We start from the raw sequence: 24355 nt of genomic DNA on the forward strand, positions 1-24355 counted from the left end.
TTAGTATTATGGTATTAAGCAGATTCTGGTTAGTTATTTTTATTTCTTCAATTTTCTTTATTGTTGTCAGTTTATTTACGGCCAACACGTACACTATTGATTCTGTATTGAATGGAAAAAAAGACGATCCTGTTTTAGTATCTGAAAAATACATTGACCAGCTTCCTGTTTTTATCAAAGACAGCATTAAAAAAGCACCTGATCAAACCATGATTATCAATCGTGACACGCTTAATGCCGACACGACTTACGTTTATAAAAACAAAACTGTAAAAATTTACAGCGGTCTTCAGAAATCCGATGGTTTATTACCAACTTGTAAAAGCACTTTAGTTGATTTAATTCTGCCGCTTATTGCTTATCTGGCTTTTTTCTGCGGATTGATGGAACTTTTAATCGTATCCGGAGCTTCTGGTAATTTAGCTAAGTTATTGAGTCCGGTATTTGTAAAAGTGTTTCCAAGTATTCCTAAAAACCATCCGTCAATATCCTACATGACCTTAAATTTTGCTGCTAATTTCCTCGGATTAGATTCGGCCGCAACCCCATTTGGACTTAAAGCGATGGAAAGTTTACAGGAAATAAATCCCGATAAAGACAAAGCCAGTGATGCGCAAATTATGTTCATGTGCCTTCATGCCTCGGGTTTAACCTTAATTGCCACTTCGATTATTGGATATCGTGCTGCTGCAAACGCCAGTAATCCGGCCGATGTTATGCTGCCTTGTATCATTACTTCTTTCATTGGTACGATTGCTGCATTTTTAATTGTTGGAATTAAACAGAAAATCAATTTTAAAAGTGCGTCACTTGTAATTGGCTTAATGGTTTTAATTGCCGCAATTATTGGTCTTTTGATGTATGTAAATCATTTGGATTTAATCGGAAAAAATTACTTCACTTCTAATCTTTCCGGCTTAATATTACTTGCCATTATTGCTTTTACACTGGTTTTTTCTTTCTTTCATGAGAAAAAATTCAAAGATGCAGAAACTACCGTTTTTGACACTTTTGTAGTTGGAGCAAATAACGGAGTTAAAACCGGAGTCACTATCTTTCCTTATGTACTGGGAATGTTAGTTGCAATTTCCCTATTCAGAAACAGTGGATTATTTGAAATTATCAGCGATGCCATTGGATTTATCTTTTCGAATATGGGAGTAAGCAAAGAAATCACAAACGCTTTACCTGTTGCTATGCTTCGTCCTTTTAGTTCTGCGGGATCACGAGGTTTCTTAATTGATTCAATGAATACTTTTGGAGCCGATTCTTTAACGGCAAGATTGAGCAGTATTTTTCAATGCAGCGCCGAAAGTACTTTTTATGTAATTGCAGTTTATTTTGGTTCGGTTAATATCAAAAATACTCGTTACGCCTTGGGCACAATGCTTTTGGTGGATCTTATTTGTGTAATTACGGCGATTTTTGTCGCAACTTGGTTTTTTTAAATCAGTATCTAAACTGGACTGAAGTCCAGCCCTACAATACAGGGTGAGCCGATGGCTCTTATTAGAGTTCAGGAGGAACGATTTATATTGTAGGGCCGGATTTTAATCCGGTTTTAAATAGAAATTGAACCCATAGTTTTTTGAAAGTTCCGGAGGAACGGATTATTTTGTAGGACCGGATTTTAATCCGGTTTAACATAAAATGAATTAATAAATACCACAAATTAATGAAACCACAATACCTTTTTATCCTATCCCTTTTAATTGGCTGCCAAAAACCAAAACCAGCCGATCAGGCAATTGCTACAACTCCGCAACCTAAAACAGAAACAATTGCAGTTAAAGAAAATTTCTTAAAAACAGATACTATCTCTATTGCTGATTATGGAGAAACATCAAAAGACAATTATATTCTGGCGCATCTTTTAGATCAAAAAGCAGATAAAGACAGTATTGTAACAGCCAAATATCAACTTGATTTTTATCAGAATAAAACCAAAACTACTTCTTCAGAAATTAATATCAAGGGTGTTGATAAAGGTTCAGAATGGTCAGCAATGTTCGGATTAGGTACAGAAAGTGCCAAAAGTTCTCCTTTTATTCAAATTAGTTTTGGATATCCTGCCTGTGGTTACAATCAGAGTCATTATCTGTATTATTTAAAAAACAATGATATCCAATTGGTATACGATTGGTACACGATGTCTGATAGTGGCTGGGGAAGCTGGGTTGAATTCGAAAATCCTTCGGCGAAAGCCAATCCTGAATCATTCTACTGTAAAACAGTTTCTTTTGAACCTGAGGATAACGATGAAAATATGGGCATTGCCAAACATTCGGATTCGATTGTTTTTCGCTTAAGCGGAAATCAATGGCAAAAGCAACTACTTTCCGCAAAAGAGAAGATTTATTTTGAGAAGAAAATGAGTTTTGATGACTTTCACAAACAAAAATAAACACTTTAAAACACCCCTTATTCAAATTCTTTCTTAGGTAAATAATTTCTAACTTTGTAAAAAAACAAAGAAATGATTGATTTTATATACCAAGATCCTTATCCAATTTTAAAGGATGATACGCAGTACCGCAAAATCACCTCTGATTTTGTAAAAGTGGAACAATTTGGAGACCGTGAAGTTTTAACTGTTGATCCAAAAGGTTTAGAATTATTAGCTGAAGAAGCCTTAACCGATGTTTCATTCATGTTGAGAACAACGCATTTACAAAAGCTGCGAAAAATTCTTGACGATCCTGAAGCGACCGATAACGATCGTTTTGTGGCATATAATTTACTTCAAAATGCTTCGGTTGCCGCCGAAGGCCAATTACCAAGCTGTCAGGATACCGGAACGGCAATTGTAATGGCAAAAAAAGGCGAAAGCATCTTTACGGGTGCTGATGATGCGGAATGGCTGAGCAGAGGAATTTTTAATACTTACCAAAAACGTAATCTACGTTATTCGCAAATTGTGCCTATTTCGATGTTTGAGGAGAAAAACTCAGGATCAAATCTTCCGGCGCAAATTGATATTTATGCTAAAAAAGGAACTTCATACGAATTCTTATTTATGGCAAAAGGCGGTGGATCTGCTAATAAAACGTATTTGTATCAGCAGACTAAATCGTTATTGAATGATAAATCTATGGATGCTTTTATCCGTGCCAAAATTAAAGATTTAGGAACTTCTGCTTGTCCGCCTTACCACTTAGCTTTGGTAATTGGGGGAACTTCTGCGGAAGCGAATTTAAGCGCTGTTAAAAAAGCCTCTGCCGGATATTACGATAACTTGCCAACTTCAGGAAACATGGCCGGTCAGGCATTTCGTGATTTAGAATGGGAAGAGCGTGTTCAGAAAATCTGTCAGGAAAGTGAAATTGGAGCTCAGTTTGGAGGAAAATATTTTACACATGATGTTCGTGTAATTCGTTTACCGCGACACGCCGCTTCTTGTCCGGTTGGATTAGGTGTTTCTTGTTCTGCGGACAGAAATATCAAAGGTAAAATTACAAAAGACGGAATCTTCGTTGAGCAGTTAGAAGTAAACCCAAAACAATTTTTACCAGAAACAGCTCCACATTTAGAAGCTCCTGTTGAAATTGATCTTGATCAGCCAATGGCAGACATCCTTGCTAAATTGTCTCAATACCCTATCAAAACGCGTTTAAAACTAAACGGAACCGTAATTGTAGCAAGAGATATTGCGCATGCCAAAATCAAAGAATTATTGGATGCCGGAAAACCAATGCCGGAATATTCTAAAAATCACCCTGTTTATTACGCAGGACCTGCTAAAACACCGGAAGGAATGGCCTCTGGAAGTTTTGGACCAACAACGGCTGGACGCATGGACGTTTATGTAGATGAATTCCAAAAACACGGCGGAAGTATGGTTATGCTGGCTAAAGGAAATCGTACCAAACAGGTAACTGACGCTTGTAATAAATATGGCGGATTCTACTTAGGTTCTATTGGAGGACCTGCGGCTATTTTAGCTCAAGACAACATTTTGAAAGTTGAAGTGGTTGATTTTGAAGAATTAGGAATGGAAGCGGTTCGTAAAATTACCGTGAAAGATTTCCCTGCTTTCATTATCACTGATGATAAAGGAAATGATTTCTTTGAAAACTTGTAACGTTCTGTCTTAACCAAAAAGAGCACAAAGATTTACGCAATGTTCGAAAAGTTTACATAAACAAAAAACCGCCTTTTTGGGCGGTTTTTTGTTTTTCTTATATATCTCTTTGTTATTTCCGATTTTTCTAGTTTAAAATAGCACACTTTGCAGATAAACTTCAAGCACTTTTATCTTCTTTTTCAAATGCTATAAAATGCGAAATCTTGCCTTTTAAATTATACACCGGTGTTGCATCTACGCTGCATTTATAGGTTCTCCCGTCTTTTTTATAGTTTTCGATTGTTTTTTTAAACGGAACTTTGAGTTTTATAGCTTCTTTTATTTCTTCTAAAACAGATTGAGAAGTTGCAGGCCCCTGAAACATTTTAGGTGTTTTTCCTAAAACTTCTTCTTCCTGATACCCCGTCATTCTTTTAATTCCATTGGAAGCAAAAACGATTTTTAGGTCTAAGTCGGTAATAAGAACGACTTCATCTTTGATTCTTTCTTCAATTTTGAGATCTTTTTCGTTCCAGGTAAATTGAGCAGAGATTTTATTGACCTTTTTCATATCGGCAAAAACTGCCTTTAATTCATTTAAATACTCATAATGAAGATCTAGGGCCAAAATGGGCACCCAAGTGCGGTTTGCAGTTTCTTCAGAGCTATTCTTTTTCATTTTAAATGAATTTTAGAAGTACTTTTCCCTCAAAGGTAGCATTAAAATTGTGAATAAAATGATGAAAAACCTTATTTAGACAAATTAAAAAGCAAATTTTAACTGCACAACCACCGCCTTTTTTTCTTCAGTATTTAAATTACTGAGCGAAATTCCGAGCAACCGAACGGAATCTTTCATTTTTTCCTGATACAACAGCTCTTCTACAATCTCCATAATCAAGCTTTTGTCTGAAATAAAATATGGCAGGGTCTTGCTTCGTGTTTGCTGTGTGAAATCGCTGTATTTAATTTTTAGAGTAACCGTTTTTCCGGAAATGGTATGCCTTTTTAATCGTTTTTCTAATGAAACGGCAATTCTCTCCAATTGTTCCAGCATAAAAATCTCCGAAGAAAGATTGACATCAAAAGTATGTTCTGCCGCAACTGATTTTGTAATCCGATGTGATTTTACTTCACTGTTATGAATGCCTCGAACGACTTTATAATAAAAAGCACCAGACTTTCCGAAGTGTTTTTCCAAAAATTCCAACGATTTACTTTTAAGATCTAAGCCTGTAAAGATGCCGAGCTGGTACATTTTTTCGGTCGTTACTTTTCCCACTCCATAGAACTTTCGAATGGGCAATTCTTCCAGAAAAGGTATAATTTCATCTGGATTTACGGTTTTTTGTCCATTTGGTTTATTGACATCGCTGGCAATTTTGGCAACAAATTTATTAACCGAAATTCCTGCTGAAGCTGTTAATCCAACTTCATTTAAAATTCGGGCTCTGATTTCCTGCGCTAATAAACTGGCGCTTGGATTTCCTTTTTTATTCTGCGTTACATCCAGATAGGCTTCATCGAGCGAAAGCGGTTCTACCAAATCTGTATATTCATGAAAGATTTGATGAATTTTAGATGAAATTTCTTTGTACCGATCAAATCTCGGCCGGACAAAAATAATTTCCGGGCAGTATTTTTTGGCCAAAACACCACTTATGGCACTTCTAACACCAAATTTTCTGGCTTCATAACTAGCAGCCGAAACTACTCCTCTATTCTCAGATCCGCCCACAGCAACAGGTTTTCCGCGCAAAGCAGGATTATCCATCTGCTCTACAGAAGCATAAAAAGCATCCATATCTATATGGATAATTTTTCGATATGTTGGCGCATCTGACATTATGCAAATTTAAACAGTAAAGCGATATAAAGAACGCTGTCAATAGTTATAAATAGTATCATTTTTTAAAGATTAACAACTAAATGATACTAAACAAATCATTTTATTTATTTTTGTAGTTACTACCCGAAATATTTTAAAATGCGAACATTTGTTATAGGCGACATACACGGTGGATTACTCGCACTTGAACAAGTGTTGAAAAGAGCCGAAGTTAATACACAAGATACTCTTATATTTTTAGGCGATTATGTTGACGGCTGGAGCCAGTCGGCAGAAGTTATTGATTTTTTAATCGACCTTAAAACCAAACAAAACTGCATTTGCATTAGAGGAAATCATGATCAGCTGGCCCTGGACTGGCTTGAAAACAGACATGAGGATTTTGATGAAGAAATGTGGTACAAACATGGCGGAAAAGCTACTGTTGAAGGATATTCTAAAATTACTCCTGAAAGAAAAAAAGAACACATTGCTTTTTTCGAATCACTAAAAGATTATTATCTGGATGACGAAAACCGTCTTTTTGTTCATGCCGGATTTACCAATTTAAATGGAGTAGTATGGGAATATTTTCCAAAACTATTTTATTGGGACAGAACTCTTTGGGAGTCGGCATTAGCGTTAGATCCTAATTTAAAACCTGACGATTTGTATTACCCGAAACGTTTTACGGTTTATAAAGAAATTTATATTGGTCATACTCCCGTTACGAGAATTGGAGAAACTGTTCCGGTAAATAAAGCATGCGTTTGGAATGTTGATACCGGGGCCGCTTTTAAGGGGCCGCTAACGATTATGAACGTGGATACCAAGGAATTCTGGCAAAGCGAACCGTTAAATGAATTGTATTCTAACGAAAAAGGTAGGAATTAATACATAAAAAACTAAATTTGCACTGCAAAATAATTAATATTTAAGTTATGAAAAAAGTTATCACATTTTTGTTTTTAGTATCATTTGGGTTTATTCAGGCGCAGCAGGCTTTTAATGGAAAAGGAGACATCAAAGTAAACGTAGGTGCTAATCTTCAAGATGGCGGTTCAGGAATTCAGGGATCTGTAGATTTTGGTTTAGGAGAAAATTTCTCTTTTGGTTTTGTTGCTAATTATTTACTTGGTGTAGATAATTTTAATGGATTTTACCAGGGAACTACTTACTACAATGATTACAAACCAGAATTTCAAGACCGTTTTGATGCAAAAGCCAGAATTAATGCTAATTTAAGCAGTGTTATTGGAGTTAAAGAACTTGATGTTTACCCAGGCTTAAGTTTAGGTTTACGCAATTTTGGAGGACATGTTGGAGGTCGTTACTTCTTTACTGACGGATTTGGTGTTTTTACAGAAATTGGTTTCCCGATTGCTAAATACAGCGATGAGAAAGATGTGTTTGATCACTTAAACAATCAGGTTACTTTTAGTTTAGGCGCCTCTTTCAATTTGAACTAAGATTTTCAATTGCAACAAAATTGCAATATGTATAAAAAACCGCTCGTAGAGCGGTTTTTGCTTTATATAACAGCATCAAGGAAAAAAGCCTCACAAAATTGTGAGGCTATTCATTTTTACTAATTCAATCCATTTATTTTTTAGCAAACTTCTTTACGATTTTCTTTTCGCCATTAGTCAATTCAATCAAATAGATTCCAGTGCTTAATTTACTTACATCAATCGATCCTGCAACTTGACCAGAACCAAGCTGTTGTCCTAGTGTATTTATAATTTTATAAGAGTATCCGTTATCTTCTGAAAATAAAACATTTAATTCACTTTCAACCGGATTTGGGTATAAAGCAAAACTTGCTGTTTCTATAGTGTCAAGCCCTAATACAATCTGCTCAGCCTCGACTGTTCCCGAAGCTGTAATGTTTACAGTATAATCTTCTACTTGTCCATAAGAAAATCCTTCACAAGCTGTTGGAATTGCATTGTATTTCATAGAAACTCTCAATCTTGTTGCCCCTAAAGATGCCGTTGCCGGAATGGTGATTGTTCCTGTTACCGGAGTTGTTTTCGATGCTGCTTTTGTCCAAACCGTTTCTCCTGAATCTGAGAAATCACCATCTTGATTATAATCGATAAATACGGCATAACCTTCATTATAAGTTGTTGATGCCCAAGTTGGTGTTATCGTTATCGCATAAGCACTTCCTCTTGCTGCGTTTGTAGAAACAGCAGTGTAATTTTCATAACCCGTTGTTCCGGTTGACGTATTATTTATTGTTCCGAAAACAACTTTGCTAATTCTTTCATCGGCAGTACTATTGCCCTGAGAAGCACAATAGGACACCGTTGCTGCTGTAGTTGTTACGCTAACAGCATTACTCGCCGCAGAAACATTTCCGGCTGCGTCTTTCGCTTTTACAGTAAAGCTATAAGTGGTTAAAGCCGTTAATCCGGTTACATTGTATGAAGTTGTAGTCGATGATCCTTTAAGAGTAGTTCCCTGATAGATATCATAACCCGTAACGGCAACGTTATCTGTCGATGCTGTCCAAGTTAAGTTTGTTGTAGTCCCCGTTGTTCCAGAAGCCGCTAAACCTGCAGGTGCAGATGGCGGTGTTGTATCCGTAGTTCCTGAATAGGCTGCGCCAACTCCTATCGCATAAAACGCATTTGTAGTGGCAATAACTTCTGCAGAACCAGCTCCGTACAAATCAATAGCAGACTGAATTCCGGATGTTCTCGCATTAGCAAAAGTTGAATTTGAAGTTAAATAAACATCTTCTAAACGAAATGCAATTTTGGCTGCTTTATCAATACCAATTCCGGCTACATTGTAAACACTGCCAATATCATTAGTTCCTGATTTTCCAACGGATAAAACGTAAAACCAATGATTAAAAACTCCAGAGTTAGTATGCACACCGCAATAATCATTGCTGCTTGTTGGCGTACAACTTACATTTATCCAGTTTATCCCTCCATAAGTATCCGGCTGGCCTTCGGCTTTTGGATTACTCATAGAACGAAGAGCCACGTGCCCGGTTCTTCTTTCAATATCTTCGCCCACCAGCCAAGTTGATTTTGTTGGTGCCGCACGATATTCAATACAAGCAGCCCAGATATCTGAGAAAGCTTCGTTCATTGCACCAGATTCTTTTTGATAAGCCAAATTTGCTGTATAGGTACAAACGGCATGGCCAATTTCATGGCCGGCAACGTCAAGTGAAGTTAAAATATCAAATCCGCCCGTACCGCTTCCGTCGCCGTATGTCATCACACTTCCGTTCCAAAAAGCATTATTATTGCTGGAATATCCAGCGGCAATTAAATTATAATGCACATAACTTTTAATTTTTGCTCCGGCATTATCATAGCTGTTTCTTCCGTGTACAGCTGACCAATAGTCGTAAGTCATTTCGGCTCCCCAATGTGCATCGAGTGCTCCGTTGTCTTTGTTTGTATTATTATATTCTGCTGCCGTCCAGTTATTATCAGTATCTGTAAAATTTGTCGTTGGATAACTGGCCGTTCTGGCAGAATTATAGGTTTGAATTCCCGTACCACGTGTTCCGTCTAACAAAATATAAGATGAACCACTCAATGTAGTTTGTATGGTTTGTGTCCCGCTGTAACGAGTCGCTGCATTTGCCTCAACAATTGTCTTTTTGGAAGAGGCAATTGCTTTACTTGTATTTTCTGAGGAAGAAAATTTTCTTGCATGAACATTATCATTCAAATGTTTTATTGCAGCATTGTAAAACAATGCTTTTCCTGTTTGGGCGTCAATGTACAAATCTCCGCGGCTCAGCGGTTTTGTAGCATAAATATCAAATTTGTAAGCAAGGCGGACTTTGTCAGCCGTTCTTTTTTCTCCCTGCTCTTCCATATCTGGCAATAAAACAAGTTCTCCAACAGGTTTTTCATAACCTATCTCTTTTGCGTCTTGTGGTTTTTCCCAAAGATATTCTGAGGCATGCGTATGATTAAGAGCTCTGCTAAAAGCTTCCTGAGCAGAAAGAGCCGGAGTAAGTTTTACATTTTCGATGTTATAGTATTCGCCATTCATCGAAACTAGTTTCCCATTTTCTGAGTGTAACGTATAATTCGCAAATTCTACTTTGATTCCCTGCTCATACAATTGAAACTTTTCGTGCGTATAGCCCTGCTTATCAGTTTCTGTTTTTACTTTTCTAAAAGTCTGGTTATCTTTTAGTCCAAGCTGTTCTTTAAAAACCTTTTGAGAATCTGTTCCTTTATAAGTCGAGACATCGCTAAACGTTATTAAACTTGGCTGTCCATTTTCAGATACGTTTTTCTGGCTTACCCGTTTGTCTGTGGTCTGCGCTGCTGCAGAAAATGAAAAAGTAAGTACAATAGCTGCCGCCATAATTTTTGGTAATTTTCTTTTCATAATAATTGGGGTTTTAAGTTTGGTTAAATAATTACAAACAGATTAATTAAAGTAAGTAAATACTTCTATTTACAGATAAAAGTATTTCAATTATGTTATATAATCGATTAAATTTGCCTTTAATCGATAAAATGCAACAATTTTTACTTTAAATTCACTTTTATTTAACAATGTGTGATAAATTCTCAAATAAAAGTGCGAAAATTTGTATAGTTTAAATATTAACCAACTGATAAACAGCACGAAAAGATATAGAAAGATATTCTAACAAATACTTTTTTTAATATTTTCCATAAAAAAAGCCAGCGGTTGAGCTGGCTTTAATTTTTTTATATTTTTTAAATTTTTTAGATATCCATTTCCGGAATTTCTCCTTCAATTATCAAATCAGCTTCGGTCGAAGCGATAATATGCTCAACAGACACGCCTGGCGCTCTTTCTAAGAGCTTAAAACCCCTCTCGGTTACTTCGAGAACAGCAAGCTCAGTTACTACCTTTTTTACGCATCCTACACCAGTTAATGGCAAAGTACATTTTTTTAGAATTTTAGATTCACCCGCCTTATTAACGTGCATCATCGCTACAATGATATTTTCGGCGGAAGCCACTAAGTCCATAGCGCCTCCCATTCCCTTTACCATTTTGCCCGGAATTTTCCAATTGGCAATATCGCCGTTTTCAGAAACTTCCATCGCGCCCAAAATAGTCAGGTCTACTTTTTGGCTTCGAATCATTCCAAAACTAAAAGCCGAATCAAAAAAACTTGCTCCCGGTAATGTTGTAATGGTTTGTTTTCCTGCATTAATAATATCGGCATCTTCTTCTCCGGCAAAAGGAAAAGGTCCCATTCCCAAAACTCCATTTTCGCTCTGAAACTCCACAGCTATGTCTTCTCTGACATAATTGGCAACCAAAGTCGGAATCCCGATACCGAGATTAACAAAATACCTGTCTTTTACTTCTTTTGCAATTCGTTTTGCTATATCTTCTTTTGTCAACATATCTCTTAATGTGTCAATTAGTCAATTTGATAATTAGATAATTTTTAAAACACTGCAAAAATTATCTAATTGACAAACTATCTCAATTATCTATTTTTTTTGGCGTACTGTGCGCTGTTCAATTCTTTTTTCAAATTTTTCTCCCTGAAAGATACGCTGTACCATAATTCCCGGAATATGAATCTGATTTGGATCTAAAGTTCCAACAGGAACCAATTCTTCAACTTCTGCAATCGTGATTTTTCCGGCACCGGCCATACAGGCATTAAAGTTTCTGGCTGTTCCTTTAAAGATAAGATTTCCCGCTTCATCACCTTTCCAAGCTTTTACAATAGAAAAATCAGCTTTGAAAGCTTCTTCCATAATGTGCATTTTTCCGTTGAATTCGCGAACTTCTTTTCTCTCAGCAACTTCGGTTCCGTATCCGGCAGGTGTAAAAAATGCAGGAATTCCAGCCTGAGCGGCGCGGCATCGTTCTGCCAAAGTTCCTTGCGGCGTCAATTCAACTTCAAGTTCGCCTGAAAGCATTTGTCGTTCAAACTCGGCATTTTCACCTACATAAGATGAAATCATCTTTTTGATTTGTTTCTTTTGTAAAAGCAAACCTAACCCAAAATCATCGACACCTGCATTATTTGAAATACAAGTTAAATCTGAAATTGGAGTGTTTACCAATGCTGCAATCGTATTTTCGGGAATACCGCATAATCCAAAACCTCCAAACATAATTGTCATTCCGGTTTCGATTCCTGCAATAGCTTCCTGAACATTATTAACTTTTTTTGTTATCATAACAAACTGTCTTTATTACCGTATAATTTTGATAAAAATAAGATTTTTAGATTAAATTATAACGATTTCGTAAAAAATAAAATTTAAAATTAACTGTTCAGTATAACAGATCTTGAATCTGTAAAAAGGTGTTTCTCTTTGCATAAATAAACATTGCTATTCGCAAGAATGCGTTTTATGATTGATTTTAAAATCTGAAAGTCTATGCTTCTATGTGTTAAACAGAATTTTAAAAATTATACTTAGCGATTAACCAAAAAAAAATCCTTTTGCTTTCTTCTAAACTAATAGAACATCGCAAAAGGATTGTTTTTTATTTTAAAGCCGAATTAAGTCTATAATTCGAATTCGTCTGTATTTTGTTCTGTCTGTGTTGTGTCTTTAACCACTGCAGGTCTTTGGTAACAGTCTACTTTAATAGAAAGATTTGCCGGACGCTCAAATTCTGATTTTGAGATTTGGAGGTTTTCATCTTTATAACAAAGTTTCATGAAATAAGCCCAAACCGGTAAAGCTGCCGTTGCACCTTGTCCGTAAGTTAAACTTTTGAAACGTGCTGAACGATCTTCACACCCTACCCAAACTCCCGTTACTAAGTTTGGAACCATTCCCATAAACCAGCCATCTGACTGATTTTGTGTTGTTCCGGTTTTACCTGCAATTGGGTTCTTAAACATATACGGATATCCTGTCCAGCGATTATCTCCGCTTCCTCCGCCCTGCGTACGTAAACGTGCTCCAGAACCGGTTTCGGTTACACCTTCTAATAATTTAATTACTGCGAAGGCAATATCCTTATTTAAAACGTCGTGAGATTCTGGAATTGGTTCGTAAATAACCTCTCCGCTTTTGTTTTCAATTCGGCTTAAAAACTGAGGTTTTACGTAAACTCCCTGGTTTGCAAATGTGCTGTAAGCCGCAACCATATCTTCAACTGTAATATCAACTGCTCCCAATGCAATAGAAGGCTGTACCGGAATTTCAGTTTTTACACCTAGCTTTTTTGTCAGCTCTACAACGGCTTCAGGACCGGTTCTGTCAATTAATTTGGCAGAAACGGTGTTTATCGAATTCGCCAAACCTTGTTTTAAAGTTACCATTCCACGGTATCTGTTGTCAGAGTTTCTTGGTTCCCAGTCCTCTGTTACATGATGACGTCCTTTATGAATCATAAATGGCCCATCAAGAATAGAATCACAAGGAGACATATTTAATTCTTCAATCGCAGTTGCGTAAACAAAAGGTTTGAAGGTAGAACCTACCTGCCTTGCCCCCTGACCTACGTGATCGTATTGGAAATATTTGTAATTGATTCCTCCAACCCAGGCTTTAATGTTACCAGTTTGAGGTTCCATTGCCATTAATCCGGATTGCAAGAAGTGTTTGTAGTAACGAATAGAATCAAGCGGTGTCATGATTGTATCACGTTCGCCTTTCCAGGTAAATACACGCATTCTGGTTTTTACTTTGAAAGAAGCAATAATATCGTCTTCGCTTTTATCCATTTCTTTCATTTGAGCCCAGCGAACCGAATTTTTCATGGCCTGCATCATGATTCGTTCTGTCTCAGCCTGAGTAATATTTACGAAAGGTGCGTTTTTATTGTTTTTCATTTCAATAAAAAATTGCTGCTGCAAATTTTTCATGTGCTCAGAAACAGCTTCTTCCGCGTATTGCTGCATTCTGGAATCAATAGTAGTATAGATTCTTAAACCATCTTTGTAGATATCATAATCAGATCCGTCTGGTTTTTTGTTTTCGGCTACCCATTTTTTCATATAATCGCGAAGATATTCTCTAAAATAAGTTGCTGTTCCTTCGCGGTGGCTTTCTAATTTGAATTTCAATGCAATTGGCAAAGCCTGCAATCTTTCTTTTTCTGCCTCAGAAATCATTTTTGCTTTTACCATCTGCCCAAGAACCACATTACGACGGTTTTTTACTCCCTCAGGATTTCTAACCGGATTGTATAATCCTGAGTTTTTGAACATTCCAACTAAAATAGCCGATTCGTCCATTGTTAAATCTTTGGGATCTTTAGAGAAATAAGTTTGCGCCGCCGAACTTACCCCAACAGAATAATTCCCGAAGTCGTAAACGTTGCAGTACATTGCAAGAATTTCATTTTTGGTATATTGTCTTTCCAGACGAATGGCAATAATCCATTCTTTTATTTTTTGTACAATTCTAAAAGGAAGAAATTTGGAACCTTCACCGTGAAACAATTGTTTGGCAAGCTGTTGTGTTAAGGTACTCGCTCCACCATTTGTTCCTAAACTAAAAACCGCTCTTAAAGTTCCGCGTCCGTCAATTCCCGAATGTTCGTAAAAACGAGCATCTTCGGTAGCAACCAACGCTTCGACTAAGCTTTTTGGCAAATCTGAGTATTTAAGTTGAGATCTATTGGTTTTAAAATACTTACCAATTACAACTCCATCCGAAGAAATAATCTCAGTAGCCAAATTAGAATCCGGGTTTTCTAAATCTTCAAAAGAAGGCATTGAACCGAAAAATCCCCATGAAGCAAATAAAAAGAAGGCCAGAACGCCCAATAAAGAATAGGCAAAAATTCTCCAGAATTTCTTTTTGTAGTAATTAATATCCTTTGTGGTATTTGATTGATTGTTTTTCTTAGCAGCCATATAACTATTTTTCTAATCTTTTTGTTCTATTCTAAAACCTACGTCGGTAATTCCGTCTAAAGCTTCAACTCCCGGAATTTTTCCTGATTCTCTAACAGCTTGTTTAATATGAACTTTGTATTTCCCTTTAAACTTCACATCTTCTTTGTAATATAGTTTACTTTCTTTAATATCAGTAAAACCATTACCCATCAATGTCCCGTCTGGGTTTGCCATTTGGTATTCTAAAGTATCTACTTTCGTAAAACCGCTTGGTGTTTCAATAGCCACAATTAAAAATAAATTATTGAAAGGATAATTATTGTTATCTCTCAAATTTACAAACAAATTGTACTTTTTGGTAGAATCTAAGACTGGCAGGTCAAAGGTTACAATACTGTCTTTGTGCCAGGCACTGCCAACAGATTTGTATTCATCGAATACTCTTTTTTTATCGCACGAAAAAAGAAGTATCGCTGCCAAAAGAAGAATCCCGCTATTTTTTATTCTCATTTTTTGTGATAATTATAGGTTTTCTAGGTTCAGCTGGTTTATTTTCATTTGAATTTTGCTTGTTCGAATTGTTTTTATTCGGGTTCTGCTTGTTCTTCTGATTTTGTTTATTTGGGTTGTTTTGTTTATTCTGCTGATTTGGATTTCCTCCAGCAGGTTTGTTATTATTGTTGTTACCTGCCTGTTTTGGTTTTTCAGGCGCTGCAACAACCGCATTTTCTGTATTTTTACGTTTGCGATTTGGTTTTTTCTTTCTTTTTGGCTGATCGAAACGGGTTAAACTTTCCTGACCCATTGCGTTATTAAAGTCTTTTTCAGGCTCTGAAGTAACTTCTATAGCAAAATCTTCTAAAGAGGAAACTTTATTCTTTTGTTTGTTTTCGGCAATAATTTCTTTTACCTGATCTATTTTTAGAACATGCCAGTTTGCAAAATTATTAGTATACGCAAACCACATTAATCCTTTAAAAATATCTTGTTTCTGGCAGACTGCATCTCCTTTTTCGGTTACTAATTTAGTGTCGTAATCCGGAAAATCCTTCAATGCGTCCATGTAAGTATCTAACTCATAGTTCAAACAGCATTTTAATTTACCACATTGCCCGGCTAATTTCTGCGGATTCAATGATAACTGCTGATAACGTGCTGCTGATGTATTGACACTTCTAAAATCTGTAAGCCAGGTCGAGCAGCAAAGTTCACGTCCGCAAGAACCAATTCCGCCTAAACGGGCAGCCTCCTGACGGAAACCCACTTGTTTCATTTCGACTCTTGTACTGAATTCTTTGGCAAAATCTTTAATCAAAAGTCTAAAATCGACTCTATCATTTGCTGTGTAATAAAATGTTGCTTTTGATCCGTCTCCCTGAAACTCAATATCTGAAATTTTCATTTCAAGCTTATGCTGAATTGCCAATTCACGGGCACGAACTTTCATAGGTTCTTCGCGATCACGAGCAGCAGACCAGATATCGATATCTTTTTGAGATGCTTTTCTGTAAATTTTTGGAACTTCGTTACTATCCGGATTTACTCCTTTTTTCTTCATTTGAATTTTAACCAATTCTCCTGTCAAAGTAACAATTCCAATATCATGTCCTGGCGAAGCAACAGTTGCTACAATATCGCCAATACTTAAAGTTAATTTTTCTGAATTTCTAAAAAATTCCTTGCGTCCGTTTTTAAAACGAACCTCAACACAATCAAAAATCGCCTCTCCATTAGACGGACTCATGTTAGAAAGCCAATCAAAAACCGTCAATTTATTGCAGCTATCGGTGCCGCAACTCCCATTATTTTTGCAACCTTTTGGCGCACCGCCATCTGAGGTTGAACAACTTGTACATGCCATAATTATATATGTAGTGCTGCTAAAACGCAGCTTAAGTTCATAAACGTTTGATCGGTAAAGATAGTATTTTTTTTATTTTGCTTTTTATCGATAAAAACTAAAGGCTTGTTAAATAAAAAATGCTCCCTTTTGCAGTCGAAAAAGTTCTACATTTTTTTCTTTTCTTTCCTCTTTTTAAAACTTTTTTTTCACAAGAAGCTGTATTCTGCGCATTTTATCGCATAAAATGCTGTTTTAAATTTTTATTCTAAAATATATTTCTCAATTTTATGTTTTATCTTACAGCATCGCTTGTGAAGTCAATAAATCTAAAGAAAACTTCACTGCGGCTTTACCTTATATTTTAAAATAAATTTCCAATGCAAATACAAAACCAAATTGAAAATCTCCTTTTTCAGGGAAAATTTGACGAGGCAAGAGAATGCCTCAACAACGGAGAAACTTTTAGCAAGCAATACCTTGAAAACAATTTTTCTCAAATAGCAGCAAAAATCATTGAAGCCAAAGAAACTGATTTTATCGAAAAATTAGTTAAAGCCGGTTTTATTGAAACCGATATTTACGAATTAGACAGTTTTGACAAATCAATTTTTAATCCATTGACCCGATATTTAAAAGATGATGATGAATCGGCTGCTTTTTTTAAAGACCTAATGTCGAAAATGGACAACATTAATGATGAAGTAAGCGACAAAACTTTACTTGGTTATTTTCTTGAAAAAGGAGTTTCGCCAAAAATTATAAAAGTGCTTATTGATGATTTCGGAGCCAACACACAGTACAAAAATAATGCAGGAGAAAATTTCATGTATAGCGTTTTAAATACTTATGGCCTGGAAACAGAAAAGGTAAAAGAATACATCACCATTCTTATAGATAATGGCGTTGATATCAACGAAAAGAATATTGTGGGGACAACTCCGTTAATATGCGCCGTAAAAAGAACCCGAAAGGAACTTTTACCGTTTTTACTTGAAAATGGCGCAGATGCAAATGAAACCGACAATCTTAATAATACTGCATTTTATTATGCCGCCGCTGAACAGTTTTCGTATGATATGTACGATGCATTAGCAACAGTTTCTTCACCTGATTTTAATATTGTGAATAAAGACGGGCGAACTTTATTAACTAATTTTATAAGTTCTGTTTCCGGATCTGCAAGCGACATCACTTTTTTAGAAAGATTATTATCTGATGGCGCCGATGTCAATTTCTGTGCGCAATATTACGGCCAGCCTAAATCAGGAATTGACTTTATTGTAGAAAAAAAATCCGATATCCTAAAATCGGTTTTAGAAAATGTTTCATTAGATGTCAATGAACAAGACAATCAGGGAAATACCATTTTGCATAAAGTTTGTGCCCACAATGTCAATTATGATTCAGAGATGGCCAAAGAAACCTATCGAAAAGTAAAACTGCTCTTAGATCAGGGAGCCGATACTTCGATTACCAATGATAAAGATGAAACAGCATTAATGCTCGCATCCGGAGATAATTTGAAGATTAAAACGGTCGAACTTCTAATGAAACAATAAAACGATTATTATTTAAAAAATTAATACATGTCAATGTCATTTATAATTGCCTGCGAAAACGGCAACAGAAAAATAGCCGAACTACTGCTTCAAAATAAAGAAGTCGATGTAAAATATACTGATGAAAAAGGAAGAACTGCGCTTCATTATGCTGCGCACAGAGGTTATCTGGATATTGTAAAAATACTAACCGAAGACGGCGCCGATATTAATTATGAAGATCATCAGGGCGAAACACCTTTGTTTTTTGCCTGTCTTCAAAAACAAAAACAAACGGCTTTGTATCTGCTGGAAAATGGTGCAGAAATTACCAAAAATGATAAATACGGAAACAGCCTTTTACATTTGACTGCTCAGACCGCTCAAATTGAAATTGCAACAAAGTTGCTTGAAGCTGGGATTGACGTTAATTTACTGAATAACAATGGAGAAACTCCGTTATTATTAGCTTCTGCAAAACTAAACAGAGAAATTATACAATTGTTTTTAGACAATGGAGCCGATATTAATGTAACCGATAAACAAGGAAATACACCTTTGATTTATGCTTGCTACACCAAATCGATCCCAATGGTAACTTTACTTCTCGATAATGGCGCAGACATAAATCACGTAAATCATTCCGGTGAAAATGCACTTTTAATTGCGTGTTATGAAACCAACAGAATGCTCGCTAAATTATTAGTAGAAAAAGGTGCCGATGTTTTCACCTCAAACAATAATGGCTATTCTCCTATTTGGTACGCTTGCGCAAATAATCAAAAGGAAATTGTCTCTTTGTTTTTAGAAAATGGCGTTGATGTAAATTACAGTAAACCCTTGGCCAGCGATACATCTTCAATGAACGATTATCTGGATTGGATTGTGAGTGCAACCAATATTTCGAACGAATCTAGTTTTACGCTCAACAGTTCTTATACGTATGGCGGAGAAAGTCTTTTGCACGTAGCAACAAAAAAAGGCAATTTGAGCATGGTAAAACTGCTTATTGAAGCCGGAGCCAATATCAATATTCAGGACGAATCCGGAAATACGCCATTGCATTACAGTGCCGCAAACGGAAAAAAGGATGTTGTAAAATATTTATTGGATAATAAGGCCGATGCTTCAATCGTCAACGTAAAAGAGCAAAAAGCTATTGATTACTCCAATGTAAAAGGTTTTAATGAAATTACAGAATTGATTCTAAAATATGCCCCATCAGGAACTGTTGTAACTCCAATTCAGAAAGAAGAACCGCAAAAATCAGATTCAACAAATTCTATGGAAGGAAAGAAAAAGGCACTTTTAGATTTAAAAGAACTTTTGGATGCCGGAATTTTAACTTCGGAAGAATTCGAAACTGAGAAAAGTAAAATTTTAAAAGGATAAATAATAAACAAAATTAAAAATGAAAAACACTTTAAATAAATCCATAGCATTCGTATTAATCGCTGTAAGTATAATTACCACTTCTTGTACAAACCTTTCACCAGAAAAGACGTTTGAAATTGCTGCTTTAAATTCAAATTTGTTATCTCGTTTTGGAAGCAAAGAAATTAATGAAAAGCTGCAATCTGAACCTCAGGTTTATGACGAGAGCCAAAAAAAGATGATTCCGTCTTCTTACCAGGATAATTTCAAATACGATATTAGCAATTTAGAAATTCAATTTAACAGAATTAAGGAAATTCCGGAAGATGATGATAATAAAGAACTTCTTCAGGCATCAAAAGACCTGTTTGCTTATGCGATTGCAAAACAAAAAGAAGGTTATTTGCCAATTGCTAAAATGAAAGATGAAAAAGTTTCACCAGAACAACTAGAAAAAGCAATTGCAGATTTTGACGCCTCAACTCAAAATGAAATTGATGCCAAGTTTACAAAATTGATGACTGCAGCTAAAGCCTATGTAGAAAAACATAATATCAATGCAAAAATCGGAATTTAAATTTCATATGCTTGATAAAAAAAATCCTATTTTGTAATACTGCAAAATAGGATTTTTTTTATCGTTGAATCTAAGTTTCTTTAACTGTAATAATCTTCACCGGACAAGCTTTTGCAGCCAATTCAAAACTCTCTGCAAGCACATGATTTGGTGATTTTAAAGTAAAAAATCCTTTTGCGTTCTGTGAATGCAATAAAACCGATTTTCCGTCTTTTTTTGACATCTGAAAATGAACCGGATCCATTTCGACACAATAATTACAGCCAATGCATTTTTCTCTTTGTAAGGTAACAATAACCATTATGCCTCAACAATTTTATATAGTTTATCCGACATTCTGATTCTGAATGGTAATTTGAAACTGCAGTCATCTCCTTTAGTCGCTTTTTGACCTGCAGCATCATTTACAAACATTTCATCAATAATCATTTCCTGAGCACCTGTACTTGGCCCCGTTACCAGAATTTTGTCTCCAATTTTGATGTCGTAAGCTTCAATTTTAAATTGTCCAACCTCAGCTTTAGGGAAATAGTGCGTTCCTTTTCCAACATAAACCTTTTTCTGCGTTGCCGCAGATCCCGGAATATCACTCCACTCTCCCAATTCCTGACCCAGATAATACCCTGACCAGAAACCGCGATTGTAAACCGTTTCTAAAGCCTTCATCCAAACTGCCGTTTTTTCTTTAGAAAAAGTATCGTCATAATAAGCATCAATCGCTTCCCGATAGGTTTTGGTTACTGTTGCTACATACTCTGGTGCACGGCCGCGTCCTTCAATTTTTAAAACTTTAATTCCGGAATCAATAACCTGATCTAAGAAATCAAGTGTACATAAGTCTTTTGGAGACATCATGTACTCGTTATCTAATTCTATTTCAAAACCGGTTTCCTGATCGATAACAGTATATTTTTTTCGACAGTTTTGTTTGCACGCACCTCTATTTGCAGATGAATTATGCGAATGTAAACTCAAATAACATTTTCCCGAAACCGCCATACACAAAGCACCGTGACCGAAAATTTCGATTTCTACTAAATTTCCGTTTGGACCTTTTATCTGTTCTTTCTCAATTTGATCCGTAATATTCTTAACCTGGCGCAGGCTCAGTTCACGGCTTAACACCATTGTATCAGCAAATAAACTGTAGAATTTTATGGTTTCGATATTAGTTACATTCAATTGAGTTGAGATGTGAACTTCCATTTCAATTGATCTCGCCATGGCAATTACTGCCTGATCAGATGCAATTACTGCTGTAATATTGGCTTCTTTGGCTTTAGTCAATAAGGTTTTTACAACAGATAAATCGTGATCGTAAATGATCGTGTTTAAAGTAAGATAGCTTCGAACGTTTTTGGCTTCACATCGGCTGGCAATTTCTTTTAAATCCTCAATTGTGAAATTTACTGTCGAGCGGGCACGCATGTTAAGCTGTTCAACACCAAAATAGATAGAATCCGCGCCATTATCGAGCGCAGCCTGAAGCGACTCAAAATCTCCGGCAGGAGACATGAGTTCAATTTTATTATTTGTTGTCATGATAACCTATTCTAAAATCTTATATATTTTATCTGACAGCCTGATTCTGAAAGGAACCTCAAAAGTAACTTTATCACCAATTTTAGCAGTTTGAGTTTCTGCTCCGTTAACAATTAGTTTCTCTAAAGTCATTTCCTGATTTCCAGTAGTTGGTCCAGAAATTAAGATTTTATCGCCAGCGCTTAATTCTTGATTTTCAATAGTAAATTGTCCCACTTGTGCTTTTACATAATAATGCTCTGCTTTTCCAAGAAGTACTTTTTTTACTTTTATTTTCTGACGAATATCGGCTGGTTTTTCTGCCGCACCTAAAGCTGAATTTGGCAGATCTCCCGAATGTTTGAATTTTAGATTTTCAGATTTCCCTTTTCTAAACACTTTGTTGCCCACTTGTTTTCCGGTTCTTAATCGAACTTGGTCTACTAATGGCATGTGAATAATTTCTAAACATTCTGTAGAACAGCAGTTTTCCATTGCAGCTTTACATTCATCACATTGAATAAACAACAAATGACATCCGTCGTTTTCACAATTCGTGTGATTGTCGCAAGGTTTTCCGCATTGATGACATTGTGAGATAATATCATCTGTGATTCTTTCGCCAAGACGATTATCAAATACGAAGTTTTTACCAATGAATTTACTTTCTAAACCTTCTTCTTTCAATTGTTTGGCATAATTAATAATACCGCCTTCTAATTGAAATACATTTTTGAATCCCTGGTGCTTGAAATAAGCGCTTGCTTTTTCGCAGCGAATTCCTCCGGTACAATACATTACCAGATTTTTATCTTCTTTATGGTTTTGAAGCTGCTCGTTTATAATTGGTAAACTCTCTCTAAAAGTTTCAACATCTGGAGTAATTGCGTTTTTAAAATGCCCTACTTCACTTTCGTAGTGATTTCTAAAATCAACAACAATTGTATTTGGATCATCTAAAATTTCGTTGAATTCTTTGGCTTTCAAGTGAACGCCTATATTGGTAACATCAAAAGTTTCGTCGTTCAAACCATCGGCTACGATTTTGTGACGTACTTTAATAGTTAATTTTAAAAATGAATGGTCATCATGTTCTACAGCTTCATTCAAACGAATGCCTTTCATGAAATCATAAACTTCAAGAGTTGCTCTAAAAGCTTCCAAATTTTCTTCAGGAATACTCATTTGAGCATTTATTCCTTCATTGGCAACATAAATTCGGCCTAAAGCATCAAGCTTATTCCAGGCTAAAAATAAATCGTCGCGAAATTTTTTGGGATCTTGAATTTTGGCATACGCATAGAAAGACAACGTTAGTCGTTGTTTACCTGCATCATCGATCATGATGGCTCTTTCTTCTGCGCTCAAAGTGTTGTACAGTTGCATGCTATAAACAGTTTTAAGTTAAGAATATAATCGAATTCTATTTTTCTGAGTGAATTCGGGCGCAAAGGTAGGTTTTTCTTTTCAATTTTAAAAACAATTAAAAACATCTGTTTGAGCCCTATATCAGTTAAAACTTCATTTCATTTTTGTTAAAATTAGGACATAAACTTTATTGATTTTACGAACAACTTTGTTGCATTAATAAAAAAGACAACTGTTTTCCAACATGTTACATTTATTTCACTAAATTTATATGGTAAAATTTTAACATTTATGATTATGAATGATTTAAAACTACCCAAGCTGCTCTTCCTAATTTTTTTATTTTTAACAATCTTTAGTTCTTGTAAAAAAGAGCAACCGAAAGCACCTCCTCCCATGCAGGCTCCTTTTGTAACGGTCAAGAGCGAAGATGTTCCTATCTATAAAGACTTTGCAGGACAGACTTTTGGAGATTTAGACATTGAATTAATCGCCAGAGTTGACGGAATTCTAACTGGAGTTCATTTTAAAGAAGGTCAGCGAGTTAAAAAAGGTCAATTACTTTATACCATTGATCCTCTGGAATATGACACAAAAGTAGATCAGGTTCGAGGACAAGTCGCTGCTGCACAAAGTAATTTGGTAAATGCTGAAGAAGAATTGAAACGAATTCGGCCTCTTGCTGACATGAATGCAGTAAGTAAAAGAGAGTTAGACGCGGCTGTTGCCAAAGACAAAGCGGCCAAATCAAACTTAACCAGCGTTCAGGCCAGCTTAAGAAACCAGCAGATTGAAAGAAGCTACTGCGATGTAAGATCACCAATAGATGGTGTAATCGGGCTTTCGAATGCCCGATTGGGTGATTACATCACAAAGATTGGAAATGCTTCAAAATTAAACACAGTCTCCAAACTAGAAAAAGTCAGAGTTCAGTTTACAGTCAGCGAGTCTAATTATCTGCAATATCAAAAACAGGTCAAAGCCGGAGAACGTATTACAGATCTTCAATTAATACTTTCTGACGGAAGTACGCATCCGTATAAAGGAAGTCTCAATTTCTCTGACACTAAAATAGATCCAACAACCGGAACTGTGACCATTGAAGCACAGTTTCCAAATCCTGACGGCACACTGCGATCCGGACAATTTGCCAAAGTCCGTGTTTTACTTCGAACTCAAAAAGATGCCATAATCGTTCCTCAAAAAGCCGTAACCGAAATTCAGGGGTTATTTCAAGTCTCAATAATTGATACAAAAAACACTATTCAAACCCGAATGGTCGAAGTAGGACAAAAAATTGGAGTCGATTGGATCATCACCAAGGGTTTAAAAGCCAATGAAAAAGTAGCCATTATAGGCAATCAGTTTATTCAGCCTGGATCAACAGTCGTTCCAGTTCCTTATGTAGCCGAACAAAAACAGAACGCTGTATCTCTAAATGACTAAACT

General features: G+C 35.9%; 20 protein-coding genes. 9 read left to right on the forward strand and 11 right to left on the reverse strand.

The window, feature by feature from the left end; translation table 11 throughout:
• Positions 1–8 precede the first annotated feature (8 nt).
• From BKM63_RS05580 to BKM63_RS05590, 3 genes are all read left to right on the forward strand, one after another.
• Positions 9–1448, forward strand: coding sequence for a nucleoside recognition domain-containing protein (locus tag BKM63_RS05580; protein WP_071635651.1), 1440 nt, complete (start codon positions 9–11; stop codon positions 1446–1448).
• Between the two features lie 227 nt (positions 1449–1675).
• Positions 1676–2404, forward strand: a complete 729-nt coding sequence (locus BKM63_RS05585) for a hypothetical protein (protein ID WP_071635652.1) — start codon at positions 1676–1678, stop codon at positions 2402–2404.
• A 72-nt stretch (positions 2405–2476) separates the two neighbouring features.
• The gene (locus tag BKM63_RS05590) at positions 2477–4081 is read left to right on the forward strand and encodes a fumarate hydratase (RefSeq protein ID WP_071635653.1); all 1605 of its coding nucleotides are present in this window, start codon (positions 2477–2479) and stop codon (positions 4079–4081) included.
• A 160-nt stretch (positions 4082–4241) separates the two neighbouring features.
• On the opposite strand, the gene BKM63_RS05595 is transcribed toward BKM63_RS05590, so the two are convergent.
• Positions 4242–4742 carry a PAS domain-containing protein gene (locus BKM63_RS05595; protein WP_071635654.1) on the reverse strand — a complete coding sequence of 167 codons (501 nt, stop codon included), beginning with the start codon at positions 4740–4742 and terminating at the stop codon, positions 4242–4244.
• Positions 4743–4826: 84 nt separating this feature from the next.
• Positions 4827–5909: a DNA polymerase IV gene (gene dinB, locus BKM63_RS05600; RefSeq protein ID WP_071635655.1), complete on the reverse strand. Its 1083-nt coding sequence runs from the start codon at positions 5907–5909 to the stop codon at positions 4827–4829.
• 141 nt (positions 5910–6050) lie between these two features.
• Between dinB and BKM63_RS05605 the strand changes: the two genes are divergently transcribed.
• Complete coding sequence (locus BKM63_RS05605; RefSeq protein WP_071635656.1) at positions 6051–6785, forward strand: metallophosphoesterase family protein; 735 nt, start codon at positions 6051–6053, stop codon at positions 6783–6785.
• Between the two features lie 47 nt (positions 6786–6832).
• A complete protein-coding gene (locus BKM63_RS05610; protein ID WP_071635657.1) occupies positions 6833–7360 on the forward strand; it encodes a DUF6646 family protein in 528 nt (175 codons plus the stop codon).
• A gap of 133 nt (positions 7361–7493) precedes the next feature.
• On the opposite strand, the gene BKM63_RS05615 is transcribed toward BKM63_RS05610, so the two are convergent.
• The 6 genes from BKM63_RS05615 to BKM63_RS05640 form a co-directional block, all read right to left on the reverse strand.
• Positions 7494–10268 carry a M4 family metallopeptidase gene (locus tag BKM63_RS05615; protein WP_071635658.1) on the reverse strand — a complete coding sequence of 925 codons (2775 nt, stop codon included), beginning with the start codon at positions 10266–10268 and terminating at the stop codon, positions 7494–7496.
• A 347-nt stretch (positions 10269–10615) separates the two neighbouring features.
• Complete coding sequence (locus BKM63_RS05620; protein WP_071635659.1) at positions 10616–11269, reverse strand: 3-oxoacid CoA-transferase subunit B; 654 nt, start codon at positions 11267–11269, stop codon at positions 10616–10618.
• Positions 11270–11359: 90 nt separating this feature from the next.
• Positions 11360–12061 (reverse strand): CoA transferase subunit A, encoded by a 702-nt coding sequence (locus BKM63_RS05625; protein ID WP_071635660.1) that lies wholly within the window; start codon positions 12059–12061, stop codon positions 11360–11362.
• 335 nt (positions 12062–12396) lie between these two features.
• Positions 12397–14703 (reverse strand): penicillin-binding protein 1A, encoded by a 2307-nt coding sequence (locus BKM63_RS05630; protein WP_071635661.1) that lies wholly within the window; start codon positions 14701–14703, stop codon positions 12397–12399.
• Between the two features lie 12 nt (positions 14704–14715).
• On the reverse strand, positions 14716–15195 hold the full coding sequence (locus BKM63_RS05635; protein ID WP_071635662.1) for a gliding motility lipoprotein GldH: 480 nt from the start codon (positions 15193–15195) through the stop codon (positions 14716–14718).
• Positions 15179–16546: a PSP1 domain-containing protein gene (locus BKM63_RS05640; protein ID WP_071635663.1), complete on the reverse strand. Its 1368-nt coding sequence runs from the start codon at positions 16544–16546 to the stop codon at positions 15179–15181. Before BKM63_RS05640 ends, BKM63_RS05635 begins: the two co-directional genes overlap by 17 nt.
• A 359-nt stretch (positions 16547–16905) precedes the next feature.
• Between BKM63_RS05640 and BKM63_RS05645 the strand changes: the two genes are divergently transcribed.
• The 3 genes from BKM63_RS05645 to BKM63_RS05655 are packed head-to-tail and all read left to right on the forward strand — an operon-like array spanning position 16906 to position 20017.
• The gene (locus BKM63_RS05645) at positions 16906–18087 is read left to right on the forward strand and encodes an ankyrin repeat domain-containing protein (protein ID WP_071635664.1); all 1182 of its coding nucleotides are present in this window, start codon (positions 16906–16908) and stop codon (positions 18085–18087) included.
• 33 nt (positions 18088–18120) lie between these two features.
• Complete coding sequence (locus tag BKM63_RS05650) at positions 18121–19458, forward strand: ankyrin repeat domain-containing protein (RefSeq protein WP_242661104.1); 1338 nt, start codon at positions 18121–18123, stop codon at positions 19456–19458.
• Between the two features lie 19 nt (positions 19459–19477).
• On the forward strand, positions 19478–20017 hold the full coding sequence (locus tag BKM63_RS05655; RefSeq protein WP_071635666.1) for a hypothetical protein: 540 nt from the start codon (positions 19478–19480) through the stop codon (positions 20015–20017).
• A 70-nt stretch (positions 20018–20087) separates the two neighbouring features.
• Here the strand turns inward: BKM63_RS05655 and BKM63_RS05660 are convergent, their stop codons facing one another.
• Genes BKM63_RS05660 through BKM63_RS05670 form a run of 3 tightly spaced genes read right to left on the reverse strand, consistent with a single transcriptional unit; the run spans position 20088 to position 22924 of the window.
• A complete protein-coding gene (locus BKM63_RS05660) occupies positions 20088–20318 on the reverse strand; it encodes a ferredoxin (RefSeq protein WP_071635667.1) in 231 nt (76 codons plus the stop codon).
• Positions 20318–21559, reverse strand: coding sequence for a peptidase U32 family protein (locus BKM63_RS05665; protein ID WP_071635668.1), 1242 nt, complete (start codon positions 21557–21559; stop codon positions 20318–20320). The genes BKM63_RS05660 and BKM63_RS05665 overlap by 1 nt, the downstream gene beginning before the upstream one ends.
• 6 nt (positions 21560–21565) lie before the next feature.
• Complete coding sequence (locus BKM63_RS05670; protein WP_071635669.1) at positions 21566–22924, reverse strand: rhodanese-related sulfurtransferase; 1359 nt, start codon at positions 22922–22924, stop codon at positions 21566–21568.
• Positions 22925–23302: 378 nt separating this feature from the next.
• Here BKM63_RS05670 and BKM63_RS05675 point away from each other — a divergent pair, with 378 nt between their 5' ends.
• Positions 23303–24352, forward strand: a complete 1050-nt coding sequence (locus BKM63_RS05675) for an efflux RND transporter periplasmic adaptor subunit (protein ID WP_165608754.1) — start codon at positions 23303–23305, stop codon at positions 24350–24352.
• Positions 24353–24355 lie beyond the last annotated feature (3 nt).

This window comes from Flavobacterium johnsoniae, from assembly GCF_001879205.1.
GTDB lineage: Bacteria > Bacteroidota > Bacteroidia > Flavobacteriales > Flavobacteriaceae > Flavobacterium > Flavobacterium johnsoniae_A.